Annotated in this window: 14 protein-coding genes, 1 tRNA gene and 1 pseudogene; 7 read left to right on the forward strand and 9 right to left on the reverse strand. The window is 67.3% G+C overall.

What is annotated here, in order from left to right:
* A pseudogene (locus VL752_RS19605) lies at positions 1-466 on the forward strand (hypothetical protein); the annotation flags it as partial.
* 311 nt (positions 467-777) lie between these two features.
* Here the strand turns inward: VL752_RS19605 and VL752_RS19610 are convergent.
* From VL752_RS19610 to VL752_RS19635, 6 genes are all read right to left on the reverse strand, one after another.
* Positions 778-853: transfer RNA gene (locus VL752_RS19610), tRNA-Glu, on the reverse strand.
* A 151-nt stretch (positions 854-1,004) separates the two neighbouring features.
* Entirely contained in the window at positions 1,005-2,882 is a 1,878-nt protein-coding gene (recJ, locus tag VL752_RS19615) for a single-stranded-DNA-specific exonuclease RecJ (RefSeq protein ID WP_325357877.1), read from the reverse strand.
* Positions 2,845-3,831: a class II fructose-bisphosphatase gene (gene glpX / locus VL752_RS19620; RefSeq protein WP_325357879.1), complete on the reverse strand. Its 987-nt coding sequence runs from the start codon at positions 3,829-3,831 to the stop codon at positions 2,845-2,847. Before glpX ends, recJ begins: the two co-directional genes overlap by 38 nt.
* Before the next feature lie 90 nt (positions 3,832-3,921).
* Positions 3,922-5,223, reverse strand: a complete 1,302-nt coding sequence (locus VL752_RS19625) for a homoserine dehydrogenase (protein WP_325357881.1) — start codon at positions 5,221-5,223, stop codon at positions 3,922-3,924.
* Positions 5,220-6,449 carry an LL-diaminopimelate aminotransferase gene (locus tag VL752_RS19630; protein ID WP_325357883.1) on the reverse strand — a complete coding sequence of 410 codons (1,230 nt, stop codon included), beginning with the start codon at positions 6,447-6,449 and terminating at the stop codon, positions 5,220-5,222. Before VL752_RS19630 ends, VL752_RS19625 begins: the two co-directional genes overlap by 4 nt.
* Before the next feature lie 87 nt (positions 6,450-6,536).
* Positions 6,537-7,583 (reverse strand): OmpA family protein, encoded by a 1,047-nt coding sequence (locus VL752_RS19635; RefSeq protein ID WP_325357885.1) that lies wholly within the window; start codon positions 7,581-7,583, stop codon positions 6,537-6,539.
* A 229-nt stretch (positions 7,584-7,812) separates the two neighbouring features.
* Here VL752_RS19635 and VL752_RS19640 point away from each other — a divergent pair, with 229 nt between their 5' ends.
* Entirely contained in the window at positions 7,813-9,621 is a 1,809-nt protein-coding gene (locus tag VL752_RS19640; protein ID WP_325357887.1) for a PHA/PHB synthase family protein, read from the forward strand.
* A gap of 9 nt (positions 9,622-9,630) precedes the next feature.
* Here VL752_RS19640 and VL752_RS19645 read toward each other — a convergent pair whose 3' ends face one another.
* Positions 9,631-10,170 (reverse strand): DUF6622 family protein, encoded by a 540-nt coding sequence (locus tag VL752_RS19645; protein ID WP_325357889.1) that lies wholly within the window; start codon positions 10,168-10,170, stop codon positions 9,631-9,633.
* 124 nt (positions 10,171-10,294) lie between these two features.
* Here VL752_RS19645 and VL752_RS19650 point away from each other — a divergent pair, with 124 nt between their 5' ends.
* Positions 10,295-11,602 carry a DNA recombination protein RmuC gene (locus tag VL752_RS19650; protein WP_325357891.1) on the forward strand — a complete coding sequence of 436 codons (1,308 nt, stop codon included), beginning with the start codon at positions 10,295-10,297 and terminating at the stop codon, positions 11,600-11,602.
* A gap of 13 nt (positions 11,603-11,615) precedes the next feature.
* Here the strand turns inward: VL752_RS19650 and VL752_RS19655 are convergent, their stop codons facing one another.
* Positions 11,616-12,320 carry an OmpW/AlkL family protein gene (locus VL752_RS19655; protein ID WP_325357894.1) on the reverse strand — a complete coding sequence of 235 codons (705 nt, stop codon included), beginning with the start codon at positions 12,318-12,320 and terminating at the stop codon, positions 11,616-11,618.
* A gap of 294 nt (positions 12,321-12,614) precedes the next feature.
* Between VL752_RS19655 and VL752_RS19660 the strand changes: the two genes are divergently transcribed.
* Genes VL752_RS19660 through VL752_RS19675 form a run of 4 tightly spaced genes read left to right on the forward strand, consistent with a single transcriptional unit; the run spans position 12,615 to position 18,943 of the window.
* Positions 12,615-16,430 carry a glycosyltransferase gene (locus tag VL752_RS19660; RefSeq protein WP_325357896.1) on the forward strand — a complete coding sequence of 1,272 codons (3,816 nt, stop codon included), beginning with the start codon at positions 12,615-12,617 and terminating at the stop codon, positions 16,428-16,430.
* A gap of 58 nt (positions 16,431-16,488) precedes the next feature.
* Positions 16,489-17,706, forward strand: coding sequence for a low temperature requirement protein A (locus VL752_RS19665; RefSeq protein ID WP_325357898.1), 1,218 nt, complete (start codon positions 16,489-16,491; stop codon positions 17,704-17,706).
* Between the two features lie 59 nt (positions 17,707-17,765).
* Complete coding sequence (locus VL752_RS19670; protein ID WP_325357900.1) at positions 17,766-18,488, forward strand: 6-phosphogluconolactonase; 723 nt, start codon at positions 17,766-17,768, stop codon at positions 18,486-18,488.
* Positions 18,485-18,943 carry a hypothetical protein gene (locus tag VL752_RS19675; protein WP_325357902.1) on the forward strand — a complete coding sequence of 153 codons (459 nt, stop codon included), beginning with the start codon at positions 18,485-18,487 and terminating at the stop codon, positions 18,941-18,943. Before VL752_RS19670 ends, VL752_RS19675 begins: the two co-directional genes overlap by 4 nt.
* Positions 18,944-18,952: 9 nt before the next feature.
* Here VL752_RS19675 and VL752_RS19680 read toward each other — a convergent pair whose 3' ends face one another.
* A complete protein-coding gene (locus tag VL752_RS19680) occupies positions 18,953-19,405 on the reverse strand; it encodes a hypothetical protein (protein WP_325357904.1) in 453 nt (150 codons plus the stop codon).
* Positions 19,406-19,514 lie beyond the last annotated feature (109 nt).

The following is a 19,514-nucleotide window of genomic DNA, read 5'->3' on the forward strand; positions in this document are numbered from 1 at the left end:
GCGACCGGAGGTGCATATGGGCGGCCACGGGCTTTACGGGACGGTAGGGGACTACATGCGCTTCATCCGCATGTGGCTGAACGACGGAGCCGGCGAGCACGGGCAGGTCCTTGCGCCCGAGACCGTGCAGATGGCGGTACGCAACCATCTCGGCGACAAGAAGATCACCATGCTGCCCGGCGTGATCCCGTCCTTGTCCCATGATGCGGAATTCTTCCCCGGCCAGTCGAAATCCTGGGCCCTCAGTTTCATGGTCAACGACGAAGAAGCGCCAACCGGCCGCCCGGCCGGTGCCCTGGGATGGGCAGGGCTCGCGAACCTGTTCTACTGGATCGACCGCAAGGGCGGCTTCGGCGGCTTTTGGGCAACGCAGATCCTGCCGTTTGGCGATCCGGTCTCGTTTGGCGGATACCTGGATTTTGAGACGGGATTCTACGACACCCTGCGGCAGAAGCAGGCCGCCTGACATCCGCTGCGCCGGCGTCACGGAGCACGCCAAGCTTGCGCGATGGGAACGGACCCAAGGCGAACAATTCGGCGAGATGTCGTGACCCTGAAATAGATCACGGCGGCCGGCCTCGTGCTGACGGTCGCCATCCTGATCCTCGCAGCCGCCCGGCACGGGTAAGGCTGCGGGATCCCGCCCTCTCGCGAACTATCGGCGCGACAATGGAACCCAGATTCGTCAACCGAAATCCAAGGCAGCTTATGGGGTGATATTGGCCAAAGCTTGGACAGAGCGTCCGCGGGCAGCCTGTAAAAAATATCGATTGTAAATGGCGTCCCGTACGAGATTCGAACTCGTGTTACCGCCGTGAAAGGGCGGTGTCCTAGGCCTCTAGACGAACGGGACAGGCCGTATCCGTGCCGCGGTGCCGCTTTGCGGGCAGCACCATTGGCCGGGTGGCGCTGGGTAGCCGAGGCCAGGACGGGAATCAAGCCCCGGCCGTCGCATTCCTCCGCCGCGCGGCAGAAAAAGCGGCCACGGGCTTCGCGCCCACATGTCAGGCCCAGGCCGCGTCCTGCACCATGAAACTCGCGCTCACCGTGCCGTTCCATTCCTCGGCCCGGAGATGGCCCGCAAGGTGCAGCGGCCGATGCCCGCTATCCATCAGCGCCTCCGCCACCGGCCCGGCCTTGGCGCGGAAGAGCAGCGCCTTCAGCCGCCCACCGCCTTCGCCCTCGACCATGGCGCGGATCGTGGCACCGTCCTTGCCGATGCGGTCCGCCTTCATGACGCGGACATGGCTCACGACCAGCAGCGGCTCGTCATTGCCCTGGCCGAAGGGGGCAAGACGAAGAAGCTGTTCGGCCACCGGCACGGTGGCGCCGCGCGCCGTCAGCACGCCCTCCACCGAAAGGGCAGCGGCAGCAGGCATGTCGGCGGCGGCCGCCAGTCGGTCATTCAGGAAGGCGTGCAGCGCGGGCACCGCTTCTTGGAGGAGAGAGAAACCCGCCGCCATGGCATGCCCACCGCCACGCTCCAGAAGCCCGCTCTGCCGTGCGGCAAGGATCGCCGCGCCGATGTCGATGCCGGGCACGGAGCGGGCCGAGCCGGTCGCGCGGCCTTCGCCGAAGGCCATGACGCCGGCGGGCCGGTTGAACTTTTCCTTCAGCCGCCCGGCGACGATGCCGACAACGCCGGCATGCCAGCCCTCGCCGCCCACGAGCAGCACCGGGCAACCCGCCGCGATCTGCGCTTCCGCAAGCCGGATCGCCTCCTCCATCACGCCCAGTTCGATCTGCTGGCGCTGGCGGTTGACGCTGTCGAGCAGCTCGGCGATCTCGCGGGCCTCCTCGAGATCCTCGGTCAGCAGCAGCCGCAGGCCGAGACCCGAGTCGGAGACACGGCCGCCGGCATTGATGCGCGGCCCGAGCGCGAAACCGCAGGTCATGGCGGAGGGCACCCCCTTCGCCTGCGCGACCTCGAGCAGGGCCGCGATGCCCGGCCGCCCGCCGCGCGCCATGATGCGCAGTCCCTGCGCCACGAAGGCGCGGTTGAGGCCGGTTAGCGGCATCACGTCGCAAACCGTCGCCAGCGCCACGAGGTCGAGGAAGCGCATGAGGTCGGGGGCCGGCCGTGCCTCCGTAAAGAAGCCGTCCCGGCGCAGATGGCGCAGCAGGGCAACGGCCGTCAGGAAGGCAATGCCGGTCGCGCAGAGCATGCCCTGGCCCGAGCCACAGTCCAGCCGGTTGGGATTGACCGTCGCCAGGATGGTGGGCGGTGGACCTTCCGCCTTGTGATGGTCGAGTACCAGGATATCGGCCGGGGTCGGCAGGGCCGCGAAAATATCGTGCGCCGCCGTGCCGCAGTCGACGCAGACGATGAGGCGGGCGCCCTTCGCAATCAGGCCGGCAAGCGCCGGGACATTGGGGCCGTAGCCCTCCGTCGTGCGGTCGGGGATATGGGTGTGGACGACGCAGCCGAATCCGCGCAGCAACTCGGTCATCAGCGCGGTTGAGCAGGCGCCGTCAACGTCGTAGTCGCCGAAGACACCAATGGTCTCGCCGTGCTCCACCGCTTGCGCCAGCCGTGCCGCGGCATGATCCATGTCGGTCAGGGTCGAGGGGTCGGGCAGCAACGCGCGCAGCGTCGGCACGAGGTAATGCGTCGCCTCTTCCAGGCCGATGCCGCGGATGGCGAGCAGCCGGCCGACGATCTCGGGCAGTTCGAGCCTCTGGGCGAGGCCAAGGCCGAGATGCGGGGGCACCGCCAGCGCACCCGGCCGCCAGAGCCACCGCCTGCCGCTCACACTGGTCTCGACGCCGAGGACGAGATCGGGCGCCGCCTCGGACGGCGCCGAGACGAGCGCGCTCAGCGTCCGCTCTCCCCGAACCAGGCCATCATCGGGCCTGGGTCCAATGTTTGATCGCGAAGTCATGATGCGCTTCGACGAAACGGACGGTGCCCGATTTGCTGCGCATGACGACGGAATGCGTCACGGCGCCAGCGCCGCTGCGCAGCACGCCACGCAACATTGGACCGGCGGTCACCCCGGTCGCGGCGAACATCACGTCGCCACCGGCAATCTCATGGAGACCGTATTTACGGTTGGGGTCGGTGACGCCCATCGTCCGCGCCCGCTCGATCTGGCCCTCGTCCTCGTAGAGCAGGCGGCATTGCATCTGCCCGTTCATGCAGCGGAGCGCCGCCGCCGCAATGACACCCTCCGGCGCGCCGCCCGATCCGAGGTAGATGTCCACCCCGCTCAGCGGCAGGGCGGTCGCGATGCAACCGGCGACGTCGCCGGCTTCGATCAGCATGATGCGCGCCCCGGCCGCACGGCAGTCGGCGATGATCTCGTCGTGCCGCGGCCGGTCGAGCAGGCAGACGACGAGATCGGAGACATCCACCTTCTTTGCACGGGCAAGGTTGCGGAGGTTTTCGCCGGTCGGCGCGTCAAGGTCGACCACGCCCTGGGGCAGGCCGGCGCCCACCGCGATCTTCTGCATGTAGATGTCGGGGGCGTGCAGGAAGCGGCCCTTGTCGGCGAGCGCGATCACCGCCATGCCGTTGGCCGCACCCTTGGCGACGATTTCGGTACCCTCAAGCGGGTCGACGGCAATGTCCATCTCCGGGCCGCCCTGGCCGACCTTCTCGCCGATATAGAGCATCGGCGCCTCGTCCATCTCGCCCTCGCCGATGACGACCGTGCCGGAGATCAGCACGCTGTCGAAGGCATGGCGCATGGCCTCCACGGCGGCGCCGTCGGCGGCGTTCTTGTCGCCTCGGCCGATCCACTGGGCGGCCGCGATGGCTGCCGCCTCCGTCACGCGCACCAGTTCGAGCGCCAGGTTGCGATCGGTATGTTGCCGGGGAAGCTGGGCCATCGCGTGCTCCTTCAGGTTCTTTCGCGCGCAGGCCAAGCCTAGCTCAGGCGGCGCCGATTCGAGAAATCACGCAGGGCCGCGGCGGGCGCTTCAGGTAGCGCCGATGCGGATGAGGGCTGGCGGCTCCAGCACGCTGGACAGCGCCGCGATCTGGGCCACCGCCTTCATCATCGCGGCCTCCGTCGTCTCGTGAGTCACGAGGACGATGGGCACCGCCTCCCCCGGGGCACGGCCGTGCTGCAGCATGGATTGCAGCGAGACGCCGGTATCGCGCAGCACGGCAGTTACCTCCGCCATCACGCCCGGCCGGTCCAGCACCATCAGCCGCAGGTAATAGGCGCCGTGATGCGCCTCCATCGGCAGGATGGGCAGGGGGGTCAGCGCATCACCCTCGGCGCCCCAGATCGGAGTGAGGCGGCCGCGCGCGATGTCGATCAGATCGGCCACGACCGCCGAGGCTGTGGGGCCGGCACCGGCGCCGCGGCCCATGAGCATGACGCGGCCGACGAAATCGCCCTCCGCCACCACGGCGTTGAAGACGCCGTCGACCTGAGCGATCTCCTCCCGCTCCGGCACCAACGCCGGATGGACGCGCATGGAAACGCCGTCGGCATGGCGGCTCGCGATGCCAAGCAGCTTGATGCGCATGCCGAGTTCACCGGCGAAGGCGATGTCGAGGGCGGAGATGCGGCGGATGCCCTCGACATGCAGCGCCGGGAAGTCGACCGGCTGGCCGAAGGCGAGGGCGCCGAGGATCGCGAGCTTATGGGCCGCGTCCACGCCGTCGATGTCGAAGGAGGGATCGGCCTCCGCGTAGCCGAGCTTCTGCGCATCGGCGAGCACGTCGTCGAAATCCCGGCGCTGCTCGCGCATCACGGTCAGGATATAGTTGCAGGTGCCGTTGAGGATGCCGGAGACGGAGCGGATCTCGTTGGCGGCGAGGCCCTCGCGCAGTGCCTTGATGGCGGGAATACCGCCGGCCACCGCCGCCTCGAAGGCGAGCGGCACGCGATGGTCCTCAGCAAGCCGCGCGAGTTCGGCGCCATGGAGTGCCAGTAGCGCCTTGTTCGCGGTCACGACCGGCTTGCCTACGGTGATCGCCGCGCGCACAGCGGCAGCGGCGGGTCCGTCCGACCCGCCGATCACTTCGATCAGGACATCGACATCCGGGTCCCGCGCCAGGGACACGGGGTCTTCATGCCAGGTCAGCCCCTCCGTCGAGAGGCCGCGGTCCCGCGTCCGGTCGCGGGCCGAAACCGCCGTGACCGTCACCGGCCGCCCGGCGCGGGCGGTGATGATCGTCGCGTTTTGCCGGAGCAGGGAAAGGGTGCCGGCACCGACAGTGCCCAACCCCGCGATGCCGACGCGGAGCGGTTTATGGGGGTCGCTCATGGGATATCCAGTGCGGAAGACGCCTGCGTGGAGGCCGGGGGAAGGTTGCCGTCCTGGCCCAGGAAGTTGCGGATGTTCCGCACCGCCTGGCGCAGGCGCTGGGTATTCTCGACAAGCGCGATGCGGACATGGCCGTCGCCATATTCGCCGAAACCGATGCCCGGGGCGACGGCGACATGCGCGCGCTCGAGCAGCAGTTTCGAGAAGTCGAGGCTGCCGAGATGGGCATAGCGCGCGGGGATCGGCGCCCAGGCGAACATCGAGCCTCGCGGGCTCGGCACCTGCCAGCCGGCGGCGGCAAGGCCGGGGATCAGCACGTCCCGTCGCTCGCGATAGAGGGCGCGCGCCGCATCCACGCAGTCCTGCGGGCCGTTGAGGGCGGTGACGGCGGCGACCTGGATCGGCGTGAAGGCGCCATAGTCGAGATAGGACTTCATGCGGGTCAGCGCCGTGACCAGCCGCTGGTTTCCGGCGGCGAAGCCCATGCGCCATCCCGGCATGGAATAGGTTTTCGACAGGCTGGTGAACTCGACCGTCACATCCTTCGCCCCTTCCACCTGCAGCACCGAGGGCGGCGGCTCGCCCTCGAAATACAGCTCGGCATAGGCAAGGTCGGAAAGGATGAAGAATTCGTGGCTGCGGGCGAGTTTCACGAGTTCCTTGTAGAAGTCGAGGGTCGCGAGATGCGCCGTCGGGTTCGATGGGAAGTTCACGATCAGTGCCGTGGGCTTGGGCACCGAATGGCGCACGGCGCGGTCGATCGCGCGCAGCATCTCGTCGTCCGGGGTCGCCGGGATGGAGCGCACGGTGGCACCGGCGATGATGAAGCCGAACTGATGGATGGGGTAGGAGGGGTTCGGCACCATGATGGTGTCGCCCGGAGACGTGATGGCCGCGGCGAGGTTCGCGAGACCCTCCTTGGAGCCGAGGGTCGCGATCACTTCGGTCTCGGGGTCGAGCGTCACGCCGAAGCGGCGCTGGTAGTAGCCGGCGAGCGCCCGGCGCAGGCCGGTGATGCCGCGGCTGACGGAATAGCGGTGGGTGCGCGGGTCCTGCACCGCTTCCACGAGCTTCGCCACGATATGCGGCGGCGTCGGGCTGTCCGGGTTGCCCATGCCGAGATCGATGATGTCGGCGCCCTCGGCGCGTGCCGCAGCCTTGGCCTTGTTTACGACCGCGAAGACGTAAGGGGGCAGGCGACGGATGCGGTGGAATTCTTCGGTCATGGTTTCTGGCCCGGCAGGGAGAGGACGACAGTACGGCGGGGGTGAAGCCGTTACGCCCAAACCCCCGCCGGCTCAATCACCGAAACGTCAATCCACCAATCGCGCGAGGCCGCCCTGGCCCTGGGCTTCCGCGGTTGTCACGAGGCGGCTCATGGGGACGCCGTTCGCCATCAACTGCACGGTGATGGCGCGTGCGCGTTCCAAAGCGAGCGGCATGGCCGCCGCCTGCACCCCGACCGCGGTCGCCGTTGCACTGCCGAAGCCGGTGATCGCAATGCGATTGCCCTGCCGCGCCTGGGCAAGATCGCGGAGCGCGCGCTGCATGGGGGGACTGAGAATCGCGGACCCCGGCGCGAAGGTGATGGGCACGGGCGCCACGTCCGGCAGCGGAGCGGGGGGAACATAGGGTGCGGGCTGCGGCACTGCTTTCGGCGGCGTGTAGGTGGAGGGTGTGGCCGAAATCGCGAAGCCCGGCACGTTGGCAGGCGCCGGCACGCTGGTCGGCACCGGCGGCGGATGCGCCTCGTCCGGCTGGGCGACCGGGCCGAGCGCCCCGGGAACGCTGAGGCCATTATTCGCGTCAAAGGTCTTGTAACGGGTCTCCGCCTGTCCGGCGGCGTTGACGGGCACTTCGCCAGGACCTTTGCTGCCCGGGGCTGCGCTGGAGGTATCGAGGGTGACAGTGCTGCCGGATGCCGGGGCCCGGGTGGCGGCGGCCGTGGCCGCGGCCGCAACGGTTGCGGGCGGAGGGGCCGAGGCCTGAGAGCCGGCAGGGCCGGGGGCTGCCGCCAGGCGGCGGATCGCATCCTGATCAGCGGTGGAAGGGGTAGCCGCAGCCGTCGCCGCAGGTGTCGCCGGCGCCGGCACCGGCTTCGCGGCCGCCAGGGTCTGAGTCTGAGCCGGCGTTTGGCCCGGCGTCGAGGGCAGGGTCGGGATCGGATTGTCAGTGGCATATTGATGCGCCGCGGCACCCTGGGAGGCGAGGGTTGCTTGCAGGTCGCGCCACTCCCAGTCCGGCATGCCGGCCGGGCGGGCGGGCGCATTGGCGATATGGGGATAGGGTGCATTGGCCTTGGGCGGCGGCGGCCGGTCGCGCGCGATTGCGCCACCTTCCAGTCCATGCCACCAACTCACCGGATTGATGGCCTTGGGCGTCGCGCTGCAGCCCGCGAGCAGCAGCAGAAGGACCGTCGCCGACGCCGCGGATCTCCGCGCGTTTGCACCCCCGCTGGCAGTCCTGACTATGGGTTGAACCCGGCCGCACCGGGGCATACCCTCTGATTCGGTTGGAAACATACGGCGCATGTCCTTCAAGGCGGGGCCTGATCTAACCCAAGCGAACAAAGCCGCAAAGGATCGTATCATGGCGGATAGCGAGAAACCGGACCCCCAGGATATCCGCCTGCCTGATCCGGAGCTCGTCCGGCGGACCATGACCGACATTGCCGAACGATCCCAGCGCATCATGGTGGGGTGGCTGAAGCGCCAAGGTGCGGAGAAGGCGGAGAGCGGGCGCGGGCAGGCCGATCCCCTCAATATCGGCGCCGCCTTCCTTGAGATGACGGCCCGCCTCATGTCCAACCCTGCGCGCCTGATGCAGGCGCAGCTGGGTCTGTGGCAGGACTATATGTCTCTTTGGCAGAACACCACGCGCCGCATCATGGGGATCGAGACCGAGCCCGTGATCGAGGCCGATCCGCGCGACCGGCGCTTCAAGGACGGCGCCTGGCAGGACAACGAGATCTTCGACTTCATCAAGCAGAGCTACCTGCTCTCCGCCCGATTCGTACAGGAAGTGGTGAAGGATGTGGACGGGCTGGACCCCAAGGTGGCCCAGAAGGTCGATTTCTATTCCCGCCAGTTCGTCGACGCGCTCAGCCCGAGCAACTTCGTCATGACCAATCCTGAGGTCCTGCGCCGCACGGTGGAGACCGGGGGCGAAAATCTCCTCAAGGGGCTGACCAACCTGCTCACCGATCTCGAGCGCGGGCGGGGCAAGCTCCATATCCGCATGACGGATACGGAAGCATTCAAGCTCGGCGAAAACATCGCGACGACGCCGGGCAAGGTCGTCTGGCAGACGCCGCTCATGCAGCTCATTCAGTATGCGCCGACCACCGAGACGGCGCTGAAGCGGCCGCTCCTCATCATTCCGCCCTGGATCAACAAGTTCTACATCCTCGATCTCCGTGCCAAGAACAGCTTCGTGCGCTGGGCGACCGCCCAGGGGCATACCGTCTTCATGGTCAGCTGGGTCAATCCGGACGAGGACCTCTCGAACAAGGATTTCGAGGATTACATGAGCGAGGGCATCCTCGCCGCCCTCGATGCGATTGAGACCATCACCGGTGAGCGCGAGGTCAATGCCATCGGCTATTGCCTCGGCGGCACGTTGCTCGCCTCGACCCTTGCCTGGATGGCGGTCAAGAAGGATCGCCGCATCAAGTCGGCGACCTATCTGGTGACGCTGCTGGATTTCGCCGAGGCCGGGGAACTCGGCGTCTTCATCGACGAGCAGCAGATCCAGGCGCTGGAAGAGCGCATGAACAAGCGCGGCTATCTTGAAGGCGCGGAGATGGCGCAGACCTTCAACATGCTGCGCGCCAACGACCTCATCTGGTCTTTCGTGGTCAACAATTACCTGCTCGGCAACGAACCCTTTCCCTTCGACCTGCTCTACTGGAACAGCGACAGCACCCGCATGCCGGCGGCGATGCACAGCTTCTACCTGCGCAACATGTATCAGCGGAACAAGCTGCGGGAGCCGGGCGGCATTACGCTGGGCGGGGTGCCGATCGACCTTGGCCGGGTCAACCTGCCGATCTACATGCTGGCGGCGCGCGAGGATCACATCACGCCTTGGAAGTCGACCTATTCCGGCCTGAAATACATGAAGGGCCAGAAGCGCTTCGTGCTCGCGGCCTCCGGCCATATCGCAGGCGTCGTCAACTCGCCCGACTCGGGCAAATATAGCCATTGGGTGGCGAACGAGACGCCGGAGACGGCCGAGGCCTGGGAAGAGACCGCCACCGAGATCGCGGGCTCCTGGTGGCCGGACTGGCAGCGCTGGATTACCCGCCTGTCGCCCGAGACGGTGCCGGCCCGGACCGTGGGTGAGAACGTCACCGTGATCGAAAGCGCGCCCGGTTCCTATGTGAAGGTGCGGGCGTGAGAGCCGTGGCTACCCTGCCTGGGCGGCTGCGCCCGCCGTAAGCGATTCGCCGGGCGCCTGCCGGAATTTTACCGCGTAGGTCCCGAAGCGGCCGACGAAGATGCCCGTGCAGAAGCCGCCGACGACAAGGGTGACCAGCAGGAACGTGGTTTCCCGGGCAAGCGTCGGGTCCGTCGCCACCACATAGGCCACGGCATATTTCAGGACGAAGATGAGGAGGATAAGGGGCAGAACCGTCCGATCTCCTTCGAGCCCGATCAGCCAGCGCGGGTGATCGGCGCGCACTCGGGCCTGGCGGACCAGGGCAAAGCCCAGAGCCGTGCCTGCCAGCAGGCCAATGAGCCACACCGGCAGCATCGGAACGGTGATGGCCTTGTTGGTGGCGATCCCTTCGATATCGAGGCCAGCGAAGAGCACCGGCAAGATGGCGAGGCGCCACAGCGGGACGACATTGGCACTTCGCGCGGCGATTCCCCGCCGGATCAGCACGTAGAGGACCAGATAGACCCACCAGGGCGTGTGCTTGAGAGCCTCGATGATTGTGTTCACGCGTGTTGCCTCCCCGCGCCTGGTTGTCGGCGATCGTTCGTTGGGTTGTAGGTCGAAACTATTGGGATTTCAAAAGGGAAGGCGGCCCGTGACGGGCGGCATCGCTCTCCTGTAGAAGCGCTGCATGATCGCTGACCTCATCGCCCTTCTCCTTGGCCTCATCGGCCTCATCCTCGGTATCGCCGCTTTTTTCACGGCGCGCGCGCAGGGGGCAGGCCGAGAGGATGCGGCCGAACGCCTGCGCCTCCAGTCAGAGCAGATCCTGGCCGGGCTGCGCACCGAGCAGGAGACGTCCCGCAGCCAGCTAGCCGCGACCGAGCGCGGGCTGACCGCCGCCATCCAGACCGGGACCACCGGCGCGCTGACCAAAGCCTTCGAGCAGATCACCGCGGCCACCGCTGCGGTTTCCGCGTCGATGGACGCCATGCGGCAATCGGCCGTCGAGGAGCAGCGCAGAATAGGCACGACGCTCGACCAGCAGCTCACCACGCTGCGCGAGAGCAATGAGAAGCGGCTGGCCGAGATGCAGGCGACGGTGAACGAACAGCTGCATGCGGCAGTCGAGAAGCAGATGGAGCAGAGCTTCGCCCGCGTCGTTGACCAGTTTACTGCCGTGCAGAAGGCCTTGGGCGATGTGCAGGCGGTGACGGCCCAGATCGGCGACATCAAGCGCCTCTTCAGCAACGTCAAGACGCGCGGCGGTTGGGGCGAGGCGCAGCTGCACGCCATGCTGGAGGATGTGCTGCCCGCAGGCAGTTTCGAGGCCAACCGCAAGCTGCGCGAGGATACCGACGACATGGTGGATTTCGCGGTCGCCATGCCGATGCGCGGTGGGGCGAAGGTCTGGCTGCCGGTCGATGCGAAATTCCCGGTCGAGGATTACGAGCGCCTCATCGCGAGCGCGGAAGCGGGAGACGCCGAGGGCGAGCGCGCGGCGCGGCGCGGCCTCGAACGCCGGCTGCGCGACGAATGCCGCAAAATCCATGAGAAATACATCAACCCGCCGGTGACGGTGGAATTCGGCGTGCTCTATCTCGCGACCGACGGGCTCTATGCGGAAGTCGCCCGCGTGCCCGGGTTGATCGAGGAGATGAGCCGCGAATGCCGGGTGATGATCCTGGGACCCAGCCTATTTCCGGCGCTCCTGCGCACGGTCCAGCTCGGCCATGTCACGCTGGCGCTGGAAGAGAAGGCCGATCAGATCCGCAGCCTGCTCGGCGCCACGAAAACCGAAATGACGAAGATGGATGTCGTGCTCGGCAAGCTCGCCAAGAGCGCCAGCACCATGTCGAACACGATCGAGCAGGCACGCACCCGCGCGCGTGCCGTCGGGCGCAAGCTCAGAACGCTTGAGACGGTTGAGGGCGAGAGAGCGGACGAGCTCCTCGAACTCGAGACCGAATTTCCGGCCATCCAATCCGAGGAGCCCTGATCCTGACCTTCGCTCAGAACCGGTAGCCGAGACCGACGCCGACCACCGTCGGGTTGAGGGCAGTCTTGGCCGAGACATGGCCGACCGCACTGTCGATATTGGCGGTCGTATTCAGGAACATCTGCTTCGCATCGAAATTCGCAAACCAATGACCCGAAAAGTTGTAGTCGAAACCGACGTCCAGGGTCGGGCCGGCGGTCGTGCTCAGGCTAAATTTCTGGATCGTCGGCTCTGCGGCGCTGGTCGCGTAGAAGAAGGCGACCGTAACGCCAAGGCCGACATAGGGGCTGAAGCGATCATCGGGCAGGAAATGGTATTGCACGGTCAGGGTCGGCGGCAGCACCCAGGCGCTCCCGACATCGACATGGCCGAGCGACGTGTCACCCGCGGAGATACGGTGATGGGTGCTGGCCGCGATCAACTGGAGCGCCCAGTGATTGGTCAAAAAATAGGTACCCGTCAGTTCCGGAGACACGCCGCCGCTGGCATTCACCTGGCCGCCGATCGGGGTGATGCTGCTGGAGAAGGTCTGCGGGATCACGCCGATCACACTCAGACTCGCCTCGAAGGTACCGGCCTTTTTGGGCGTCGGCGCCGGGCTGAAAAAGCCCGTGTTGTTCTGTTGCAAATTCACCGATTGCGCTCGGGCGGTGCCCGGAAAAGCCGCAAGTGCCGCGAGCGCGATGCCGCCCAAGCCCACCATTGCCAACCGCTTCATGGCGATTCTCCATCCACGTGATATGACGGGATGAAGTCAGTCTTGCAGGCGCAAATCCTTGATCGAGCGCAAAGAGCAGTCATGCTGCGCTGCAACGCAGCCATCGACGGAGCGCGCAGCGACTTGCCCATGCGAATGTTGCGGCGTCGTGTTGAAATAGTGCGAAGCTGGAGTAGTCTCCGCCGATGCCGCTGTATGAAAAGTTAATGAAGGACCGAAGAAAGCCGCAGTCAGCTTCGCATTAAGCGAATATTTAAGGTTTGGCCGTACCTCCGGTCTGGACCCCACTGCGCTTTGCCGGCCCGGGAGGCTGCTCTGACCAAGGACTCTCAACAGGACGAGGATATCGACGCCCGCTATTTCGACGCGGCCTTCTATCTCGATACCTATCCCGACATCCGCCAGGCCGGCGTCGACCCTTTGCACCATTATCGCCATTGGGGGGCTTTCGAAGGGCGCGATCCCAACCGCTTCTTCTCGACCTCCTGGTATCTGCTGCAAAACCCCGACGTGCTGGAGGCGGGCATCAACCCGCTGCACCATTTCGTGCTCTTCGGCTTGCGCGAGGGGCGCAACCCGCATCCCAATTTCGACCTGCACTTCTACGTCAATCAAGTGCCGGAGGCGGCGGCGGACCCGCTGCTTTACCATCTGCGCACGGGCCATGCGCAGGGACTGCCGACCGAGCGGCAGTTCCGGCTCGAGGACGCCATGCCCGCAGGCGGCCCGGTGCTTGCTCCGCCTGCGGGGCTTCGCGTCGATGTCGTGGTGCCGGTCTATCGCGGCCTCGCACAGACCAAGCGCTGCCTGACCAGCCTGCTGCGGGATCCGCTTCCCGGCCTCGGCGGGCCGCTCCATCGCATCATCGTGGTGGACGATGCCTCGCCGGAGCCCGCGCTCTCCCGGTATCTCGACAGGCTGGCCGCCCGCCGCTTTATTCATCTCCTGCGTAATCCGCGCAATCGCGGCTTTGTCGCCTCCGTCAATCGCGGCATCAAGGCCGCCGGCCGGCACGACGTGGTCCTGCTCAATGCCGATACCGAGGTTCCGGCTGGCTGGCTCGCCCGTCTTGCTGGCCACGCCTACAGCCACCCCAGGGTCGCGACCGTCTCCCCCTTCTCGAACAACGCGACCCTCTGCTCATACCCTTCTGTGCCGGGGGGGCCGCTGGCCTTCGGCGAAAGCCTGGCGCGGATCGACGCCGCCTGTGCCGCCGCCAATGCCGGCCGTGCCGTGACCGTGCCGACGACGGTCGGCTTCTGCATGTATCTGCGGCGGGACGCGCTCGAGGCGGTCGGCGTGCTGGACGAGAAATCCTTCGGTCGGGGCTATGGCGAGGAGAACGACTATTGCATGCGGGCGGCGGCGGCCGGCTGGCGGCATCTGCTCGCCTGCGATCTCTTCGTCTATCACGAGGGGGAGGTAAGCTTCGGCGCCGAGGCGCCGGAGCGTCTGGCGGCTCAGGCTCTGCTCGACAAGCGTTGGCCGGAATATCGGGACCGTGTCGGCGTCCATATCCGGCTGGACGAGGCGCGGCCCTATCGCTTCGCCACTACCCTGCAGCTCTTCGCGACCAACGGCCTTCCCACGATTCTCATGGTGCAGCACGCCTATGAGGGCGGAATCGGCCAATATGTCCGCAGCTTGGCGGAACGCGCCCAGGGCCGCGCCAATATTCTTCTGCTCCGCGCCACCATGGACGGGCGGGGCATCCGCCTCGCTGTGCCGGCCGCGCCCGGCCATCCCGATTTCTTTATTCCATTTCCAGAGTTGGAGATGCCCAAAGAGGAGAGAGGGGAGGCTCGCGATCCGTTGCTGGTCGAGCAGGAGGGGCGGGCCGCGCTCCTCGCCGATCTTCTCCGCCTGCTCGCGCCGTTGCGCATCGCCCGTGTCCATGTCCAGCACTGGGTCGGGCTGAAACTCGACCTCCAGGCGCTGATCCGCGCGCTGGCCGTGCCCTTCGACGTCACGATCCATGACTGGTTCGCCATCTGCCCGCGAATCAACCTGCTGCCGGTGGCGGACGGCCCCTCGTGTGGCGAGCCTGAGCCTGCCGCTTGCGACCGCTGCATCCAGATGCGGGATGACACGGTGGCGCACGACATCATCGGCTGGCGCGCCGAGCATGCGTGGCTGCTGCGGCTCGCTGACCGCGTGCTCTGCGCGACGCCGGACAGCATCGAGCGTCTCGCGCGCTACGGCCTCGCCGCCCGGGCGGTGCTGGCACCGGTCGAGGCGATGCCCGACCGGGTGCCGCCCTGTCCCACGCCACGCCCCTCGCCCAAGCCCCTGCGGGGGCGCGCCGCCGTGAGGCCGCTGCGCGTCGCCGTGCTCGGCGTGCTCGCCGACCACAAGGGCGCGCCGCTGGTCACGGCACTTGCCGAGACGGCCGAACCGGGCCGCATCGCGATCACCCTGATCGGCAAGGCCGAGCGGTCCATTCCGGCCGCCGCGCGCCATGCGCTGAGCGAAACCGGCGCCTATGAGCCGGAGGAATTGCCCGCGCTGATCGACCGGGTGGACCCCGAAGTGATCTGGTTTCCCGCTGGCTGGCCGGAGACCTGGAGCTATACGCTGACCCAGGCGATCCTTTCGGGCCGACCCATCCTTGCCTCGGATATCGGGGCTTTCCGGGTCCGGCTTGCCGCCCATCCGCGGGCGCGGCTGATCGCCCCCGGTGCCAGACCCGAGGAAGCGCTCGCGGCCATGGTGGACTTGGCCCGCAGAGCTTCCGCCGCGCGCGGGCAGGCGAGCCGCCCGGCACCGGCCCGGATTGCCGCTGATTTCTACGACGACGCCTATCACGCGCCACTTCTGGCGCGGTCGGGGACCGCGTCGCGGGACAGTGTCACCGATCTCCGCGCGGCGGGCAGGCTCGCCGTGGTCCTTGTCCCCGAGCGGCTCGATGTCGGCACCATGGGTGCCTGCGCCTATATCCGTGCGCTCCTGCCGCTCTCGCACCCGCTGGCTGGAGCCGAGGTCGAGGTGACGATTGCCGACGCGGCGGAGGCGCTGCGTCTGCGGCCCGATCTCTTCCTCGTCCATCGCCATGCGGTGCCCGAGGAGGCGGAGGCCGTGGCGCTCCTCGCTCATGCGAAACGCTTCGGCATTCCGCTGCTCTATGACCTGGACGACGATCTCGCGGGCCTGCCGGCCGACCATCCGGAGGCGGAGCGGCTGCGGCCACGCAATGCGGCGGTCATCCGTCTGCTCGCCGGAGCCGACCGCGTGCATGTCTCGACGGCGTTGCTCGCGGAGCGCGTGACCCCGTTCGTGCGCGGCGGGCGCGCCCATGTCGATGTCGTGCCGAATGGGCTGGACGAGCGGCTATGGCTTGCCCAGGGCGGCGCTGCCCCGCTGTCGTCCCACCCGCTGGCCGCTGCCGGCGTGCAGCCCGGTCCGGTTCGTCTCCTTTACATGGGCACCGCGACGCACGGCGCCGATCTCGACCTCATTCTGCCCGCGCTCACCCGCCTGCACGAGACGTTCGGCGAGCGGATCGCGATCGATCTGGTCGGGGTTTTGCCGCCAGGGGATTTGCCCGCCTTCGTAAAACGCGTCGATGTGCCACGCCGGGCCGGACTGACCTATCCGGCCTTCGTCGCCTGGCTGACCGACCGGCAGCGGCGGCAGCCCTGGTCCATCGGCCTCGCCCCGCTGGTGGACAGCGCCTTCAACCGCTGCAAGTCGCCGATCAAGATGCTGGATTATGCGGCCCTCGGTCTTGCGACGGTCGCGTCGGACATCGCGGCCTACAATGCGCTGGGCGGCTGCGATCTCGCCGCCCCCCCGGGCCTCGTGGAGGAGGGGAAGGGGGTGCTGCTCGCGGCCAGCGAGGCGGACTGGTTCCATGCTCTGGCGCGCCTCGTGCGCCGGCCGGAGGAGCGGCTACGCTTGGCGGAATGGGGCAGGGCGGCCCTTGTGGAGCAGGGCACGCTCGCGGCCCAGGGGACCTTGCGGCGCGCGTTGCTCGGCCGGCTTGCCGGCAGAACCCGGCTGATGCAAACCGCGGCGCCCGAGATAATCCCGGACGCGCGGCCGGCGGAAGCGCGGCCGGCAGCGACGCCTGGTGCCGGTGTTCGAAAGCGCCGCACAACTCAGCCCGCGTGACGGCGTTTCCAGGGTTGGGTTAGGACAGGGAAACCCCGCCGCGCCGGAGGATCACTGCGTGCCCTCAAGCCTCCTTCTTTTGCCCGCCTTTCTGCGCCGTGGTCCGTCCGCGGATCTGCGTCGCGGGCGGGATGACCCCGGCCAGGGCCGCGTCACCAATACCGAACTGTTCTTCGACCTCGTCTTCGTCTTCGCGGTAACGCAACTCTCCCACTCGCTGCTGCCGGAACCGGGCCTGTGGCCGGTTTTGCACGCCTTGCTGCTGTTCGGGGCGGTCTGGTGGATCTGGATCGATACCGCCTGGGTCACGAACTGGCTCGATCCGGACAGGCCCGCCGTCCGCCTCATGCTGCTCGTCTTGATGGCGGGCGGGCTTGTCATCGCCGCCTGCATTCCGCGAGCCTTCGCCGAGCGCGGTTTGGCCTTCGCGCTCTGTTACGCGGGCATGCAGATCGGCCGCGCGCTGTTCACCCTCTGGGCGTTGGCCGGCCGCAGCCCGGCCAATGTCCGGAACTTCCAGCGCATTACCGTTTGGGCGACGGCCGGCGCTGTCTTCTGGATTGCCGGTGGCTTCGCACAGGGAGAGGCGCGCTTCGTCCTTTGGGTGGTGGCGCTCGCTCTCGATCTCGGCTCGGCCTGGGCAGGTTTCTGGGTGCCCCGTCTCGGCCGCTCGACCACGACCGATTGGGATGTCGACGGCGCCCATATGGCAGAGCGATGCGCTGCTTTCGTGCTCATCGCACTCGGCGAATCCATTACCGTCACCGGCGCCTCCTTCTACGAAGCGGCCTGGACAAAGCCGCTTCTGGCGAGCTTCCTCGCGGCCTTCCTCGGTACCGCCGCGATGTGGTGGATCTATTTCGACACCGGCGCGGAACATGGAAGCCGCCGCATCGCGGCTGCCGCCGATCCCGGCCATCTCGCCCGCGTCGTCTATACCTACCTGCATGCGGTGCTTGTCGCGGCGATCATCCTCGGTGCGGTCGGGGACGAGCTGACGCTGCACGAGCCGGAGGCTGCCTCCCACGGGGCGGCCCTTGCCGTCACGCTCGCAGCGCCCGTGCTCTATCTGCTCGCCACTCTCGCCTTCAAGGGCGTGGTCATGGGTCGGCCGCCACTCTCCCATCTGGTCGGGCTCGGCCTCATGATTCCGCTGGGCTATGTCGCGGTGGGGCAGCCCCTGTTGCTCGTCAACTTCGCGACCAGTCTGGTCCTTATCATCGTCGCGATCTGGGAGAACCGGTCCTTCGCGCGCGGGGCCCGAGAGGTCGTTTGATACCTCAGCCGAGCATCGTTAGAACGACCGCTGACGATGCGCGAATGCGAAGGGTTCAGATGCAGATCGAATGGACTGATGGCGAAGAGAGCTTCGCCGACCGGGCGGCCAAGCATGTCGCGGCACGCTTTGCGGACAAGCCGACGCAGACGGTCGCCCTTCCCACCGGCATGACGCCGGTCGGCCTCTACCGCCGCCTGCTCGCGCTGGAAGCGGCAGGCGCCATCCGCCTCGGCGCCGCCCACTACTTCAATCTCGATGAATATGTCGGCGTGCCGCAGGCGGACAGCCACAGTTTCGCAGCATTCCTGCACCGTCACTTCCTGGATCAGGCGGCGATCGCGCCTGGTCAGGTCCGCCTCCTGCAGGGTGACGCGCCGGACATTGCGGCCGAAGCGCAGGCGCATGACGCAGCTGTCGCGGCGCAGGGCGGGCTTGATCTCGCAATCCTCGGCCTCGGCGCCAATGGTCATATCGCCTTCAACGAGCCGGGGGCTAGCTGGGATGCGACGACCCATGTCGTACCGCTGACGCAAGAAACGCGCGCCGCCAACGCCGCCTATTTCGCGGATGCTTTCACCGTGCCGAGCGAAGGTGTCACGATGGGTATCGGCATGCTCCGCGCCGCGCGCCATATCCTGCTCATGGTCTCGGGCGCCTCCAAGGCGCAGGCGTTAGAGGCCTTCCTCGCCGGTCGGCCGGACCCCTCCTGGCCGGTGACCGCACTCTGCGGGCATCCCTCCGTCACCCTGGTGGCCGACAGTGCTCTGAGGCGTGGATGATGCGGAGCGCGGCGGCGTTTCTCGCACTTGGTCTCATGGCCCTGCCGTCGCTCGGGCAGGCGGCCACTGTCTGCGCGAGCGGGATGACTGACGACACGCTGCGCCCGCTGCCGCCGCGCGATGCCGAGGCCGCCCGGCACGCCTTCGGCCTTGGGCCCGACATGCCGGGGGCCCTCATCGCTCAGCTGACCGTCTATCGCTGCGATGCCGGCCGCATGTTGATGTGCACCGCGGGCGCCAATCTGCCCTGCGGCAAGGCCGATACCGCGAGGCAGCTCACGGCCGCGACCCATTGGTGCGCGGACAATCCCGATGCCGACGCCATTCCGGCCTATGTCACCGGGCACGACACGGCGTACCAATGGAGCTGCCAGGGCGGCAAGGCCGTTCCTGGCCAGATTGCGCCGCTGGATGATCGCGGGTTCTTCGAGAGCTACTGGAAGCCGGCGCCGTAAGCCCCTGGTTCAGGGAGCCGGCGGGGTCATCGGTCCGCAGAGCTTTGCGAGTTCCGTTTCCGCGTTGTAATCATAGGGTTTCTTGCTACCCTTCGAAACGCGTTGCGTCCATTCCACGAAGAAGGGCCGCCAGCCGGACATCGCCCCGCTTCTGTCCTTGTAGGACACGAAGCCGCAAAGCGCCGGGCTTTTGCCGATCGATTCGAACTCGCCCGTGAAGCGCGCGCTGCTCGGATGGTCCAGCGAGGTCGCGATATAGGCTTCGCCGAGATCGCGGACCTTGCCCTCGGCCGGGGTATGCAGGGTGCGCGCCTTGAATTCCGCCGTGGTTTGGGGCGAGACAGCGGGCGCGGCGCCGGTGCCGATATAGGGCTGCGGATAGAGCTGCGGCTGGCCGGCGCAGGCGGCAAGGGCGAGCGGGCTCAGAAGAACGGCAAAGGCGGCAATATGGCGGGTCTGCATGGCGCCATACGCTCACAGCCCGAATCCATGGTCAATCCGGTTAATGGGCTGAAAAATACCTTGCCAGATCCTGAACGCGCCGGTTACGGCTCTTGGCGACCATTCTACT

Origin of the sequence: Acidisoma sp., from assembly GCF_035492295.1 — a bacterium.
Lineage (GTDB): Bacteria > Pseudomonadota > Alphaproteobacteria > Acetobacterales > Acetobacteraceae > Acidisoma.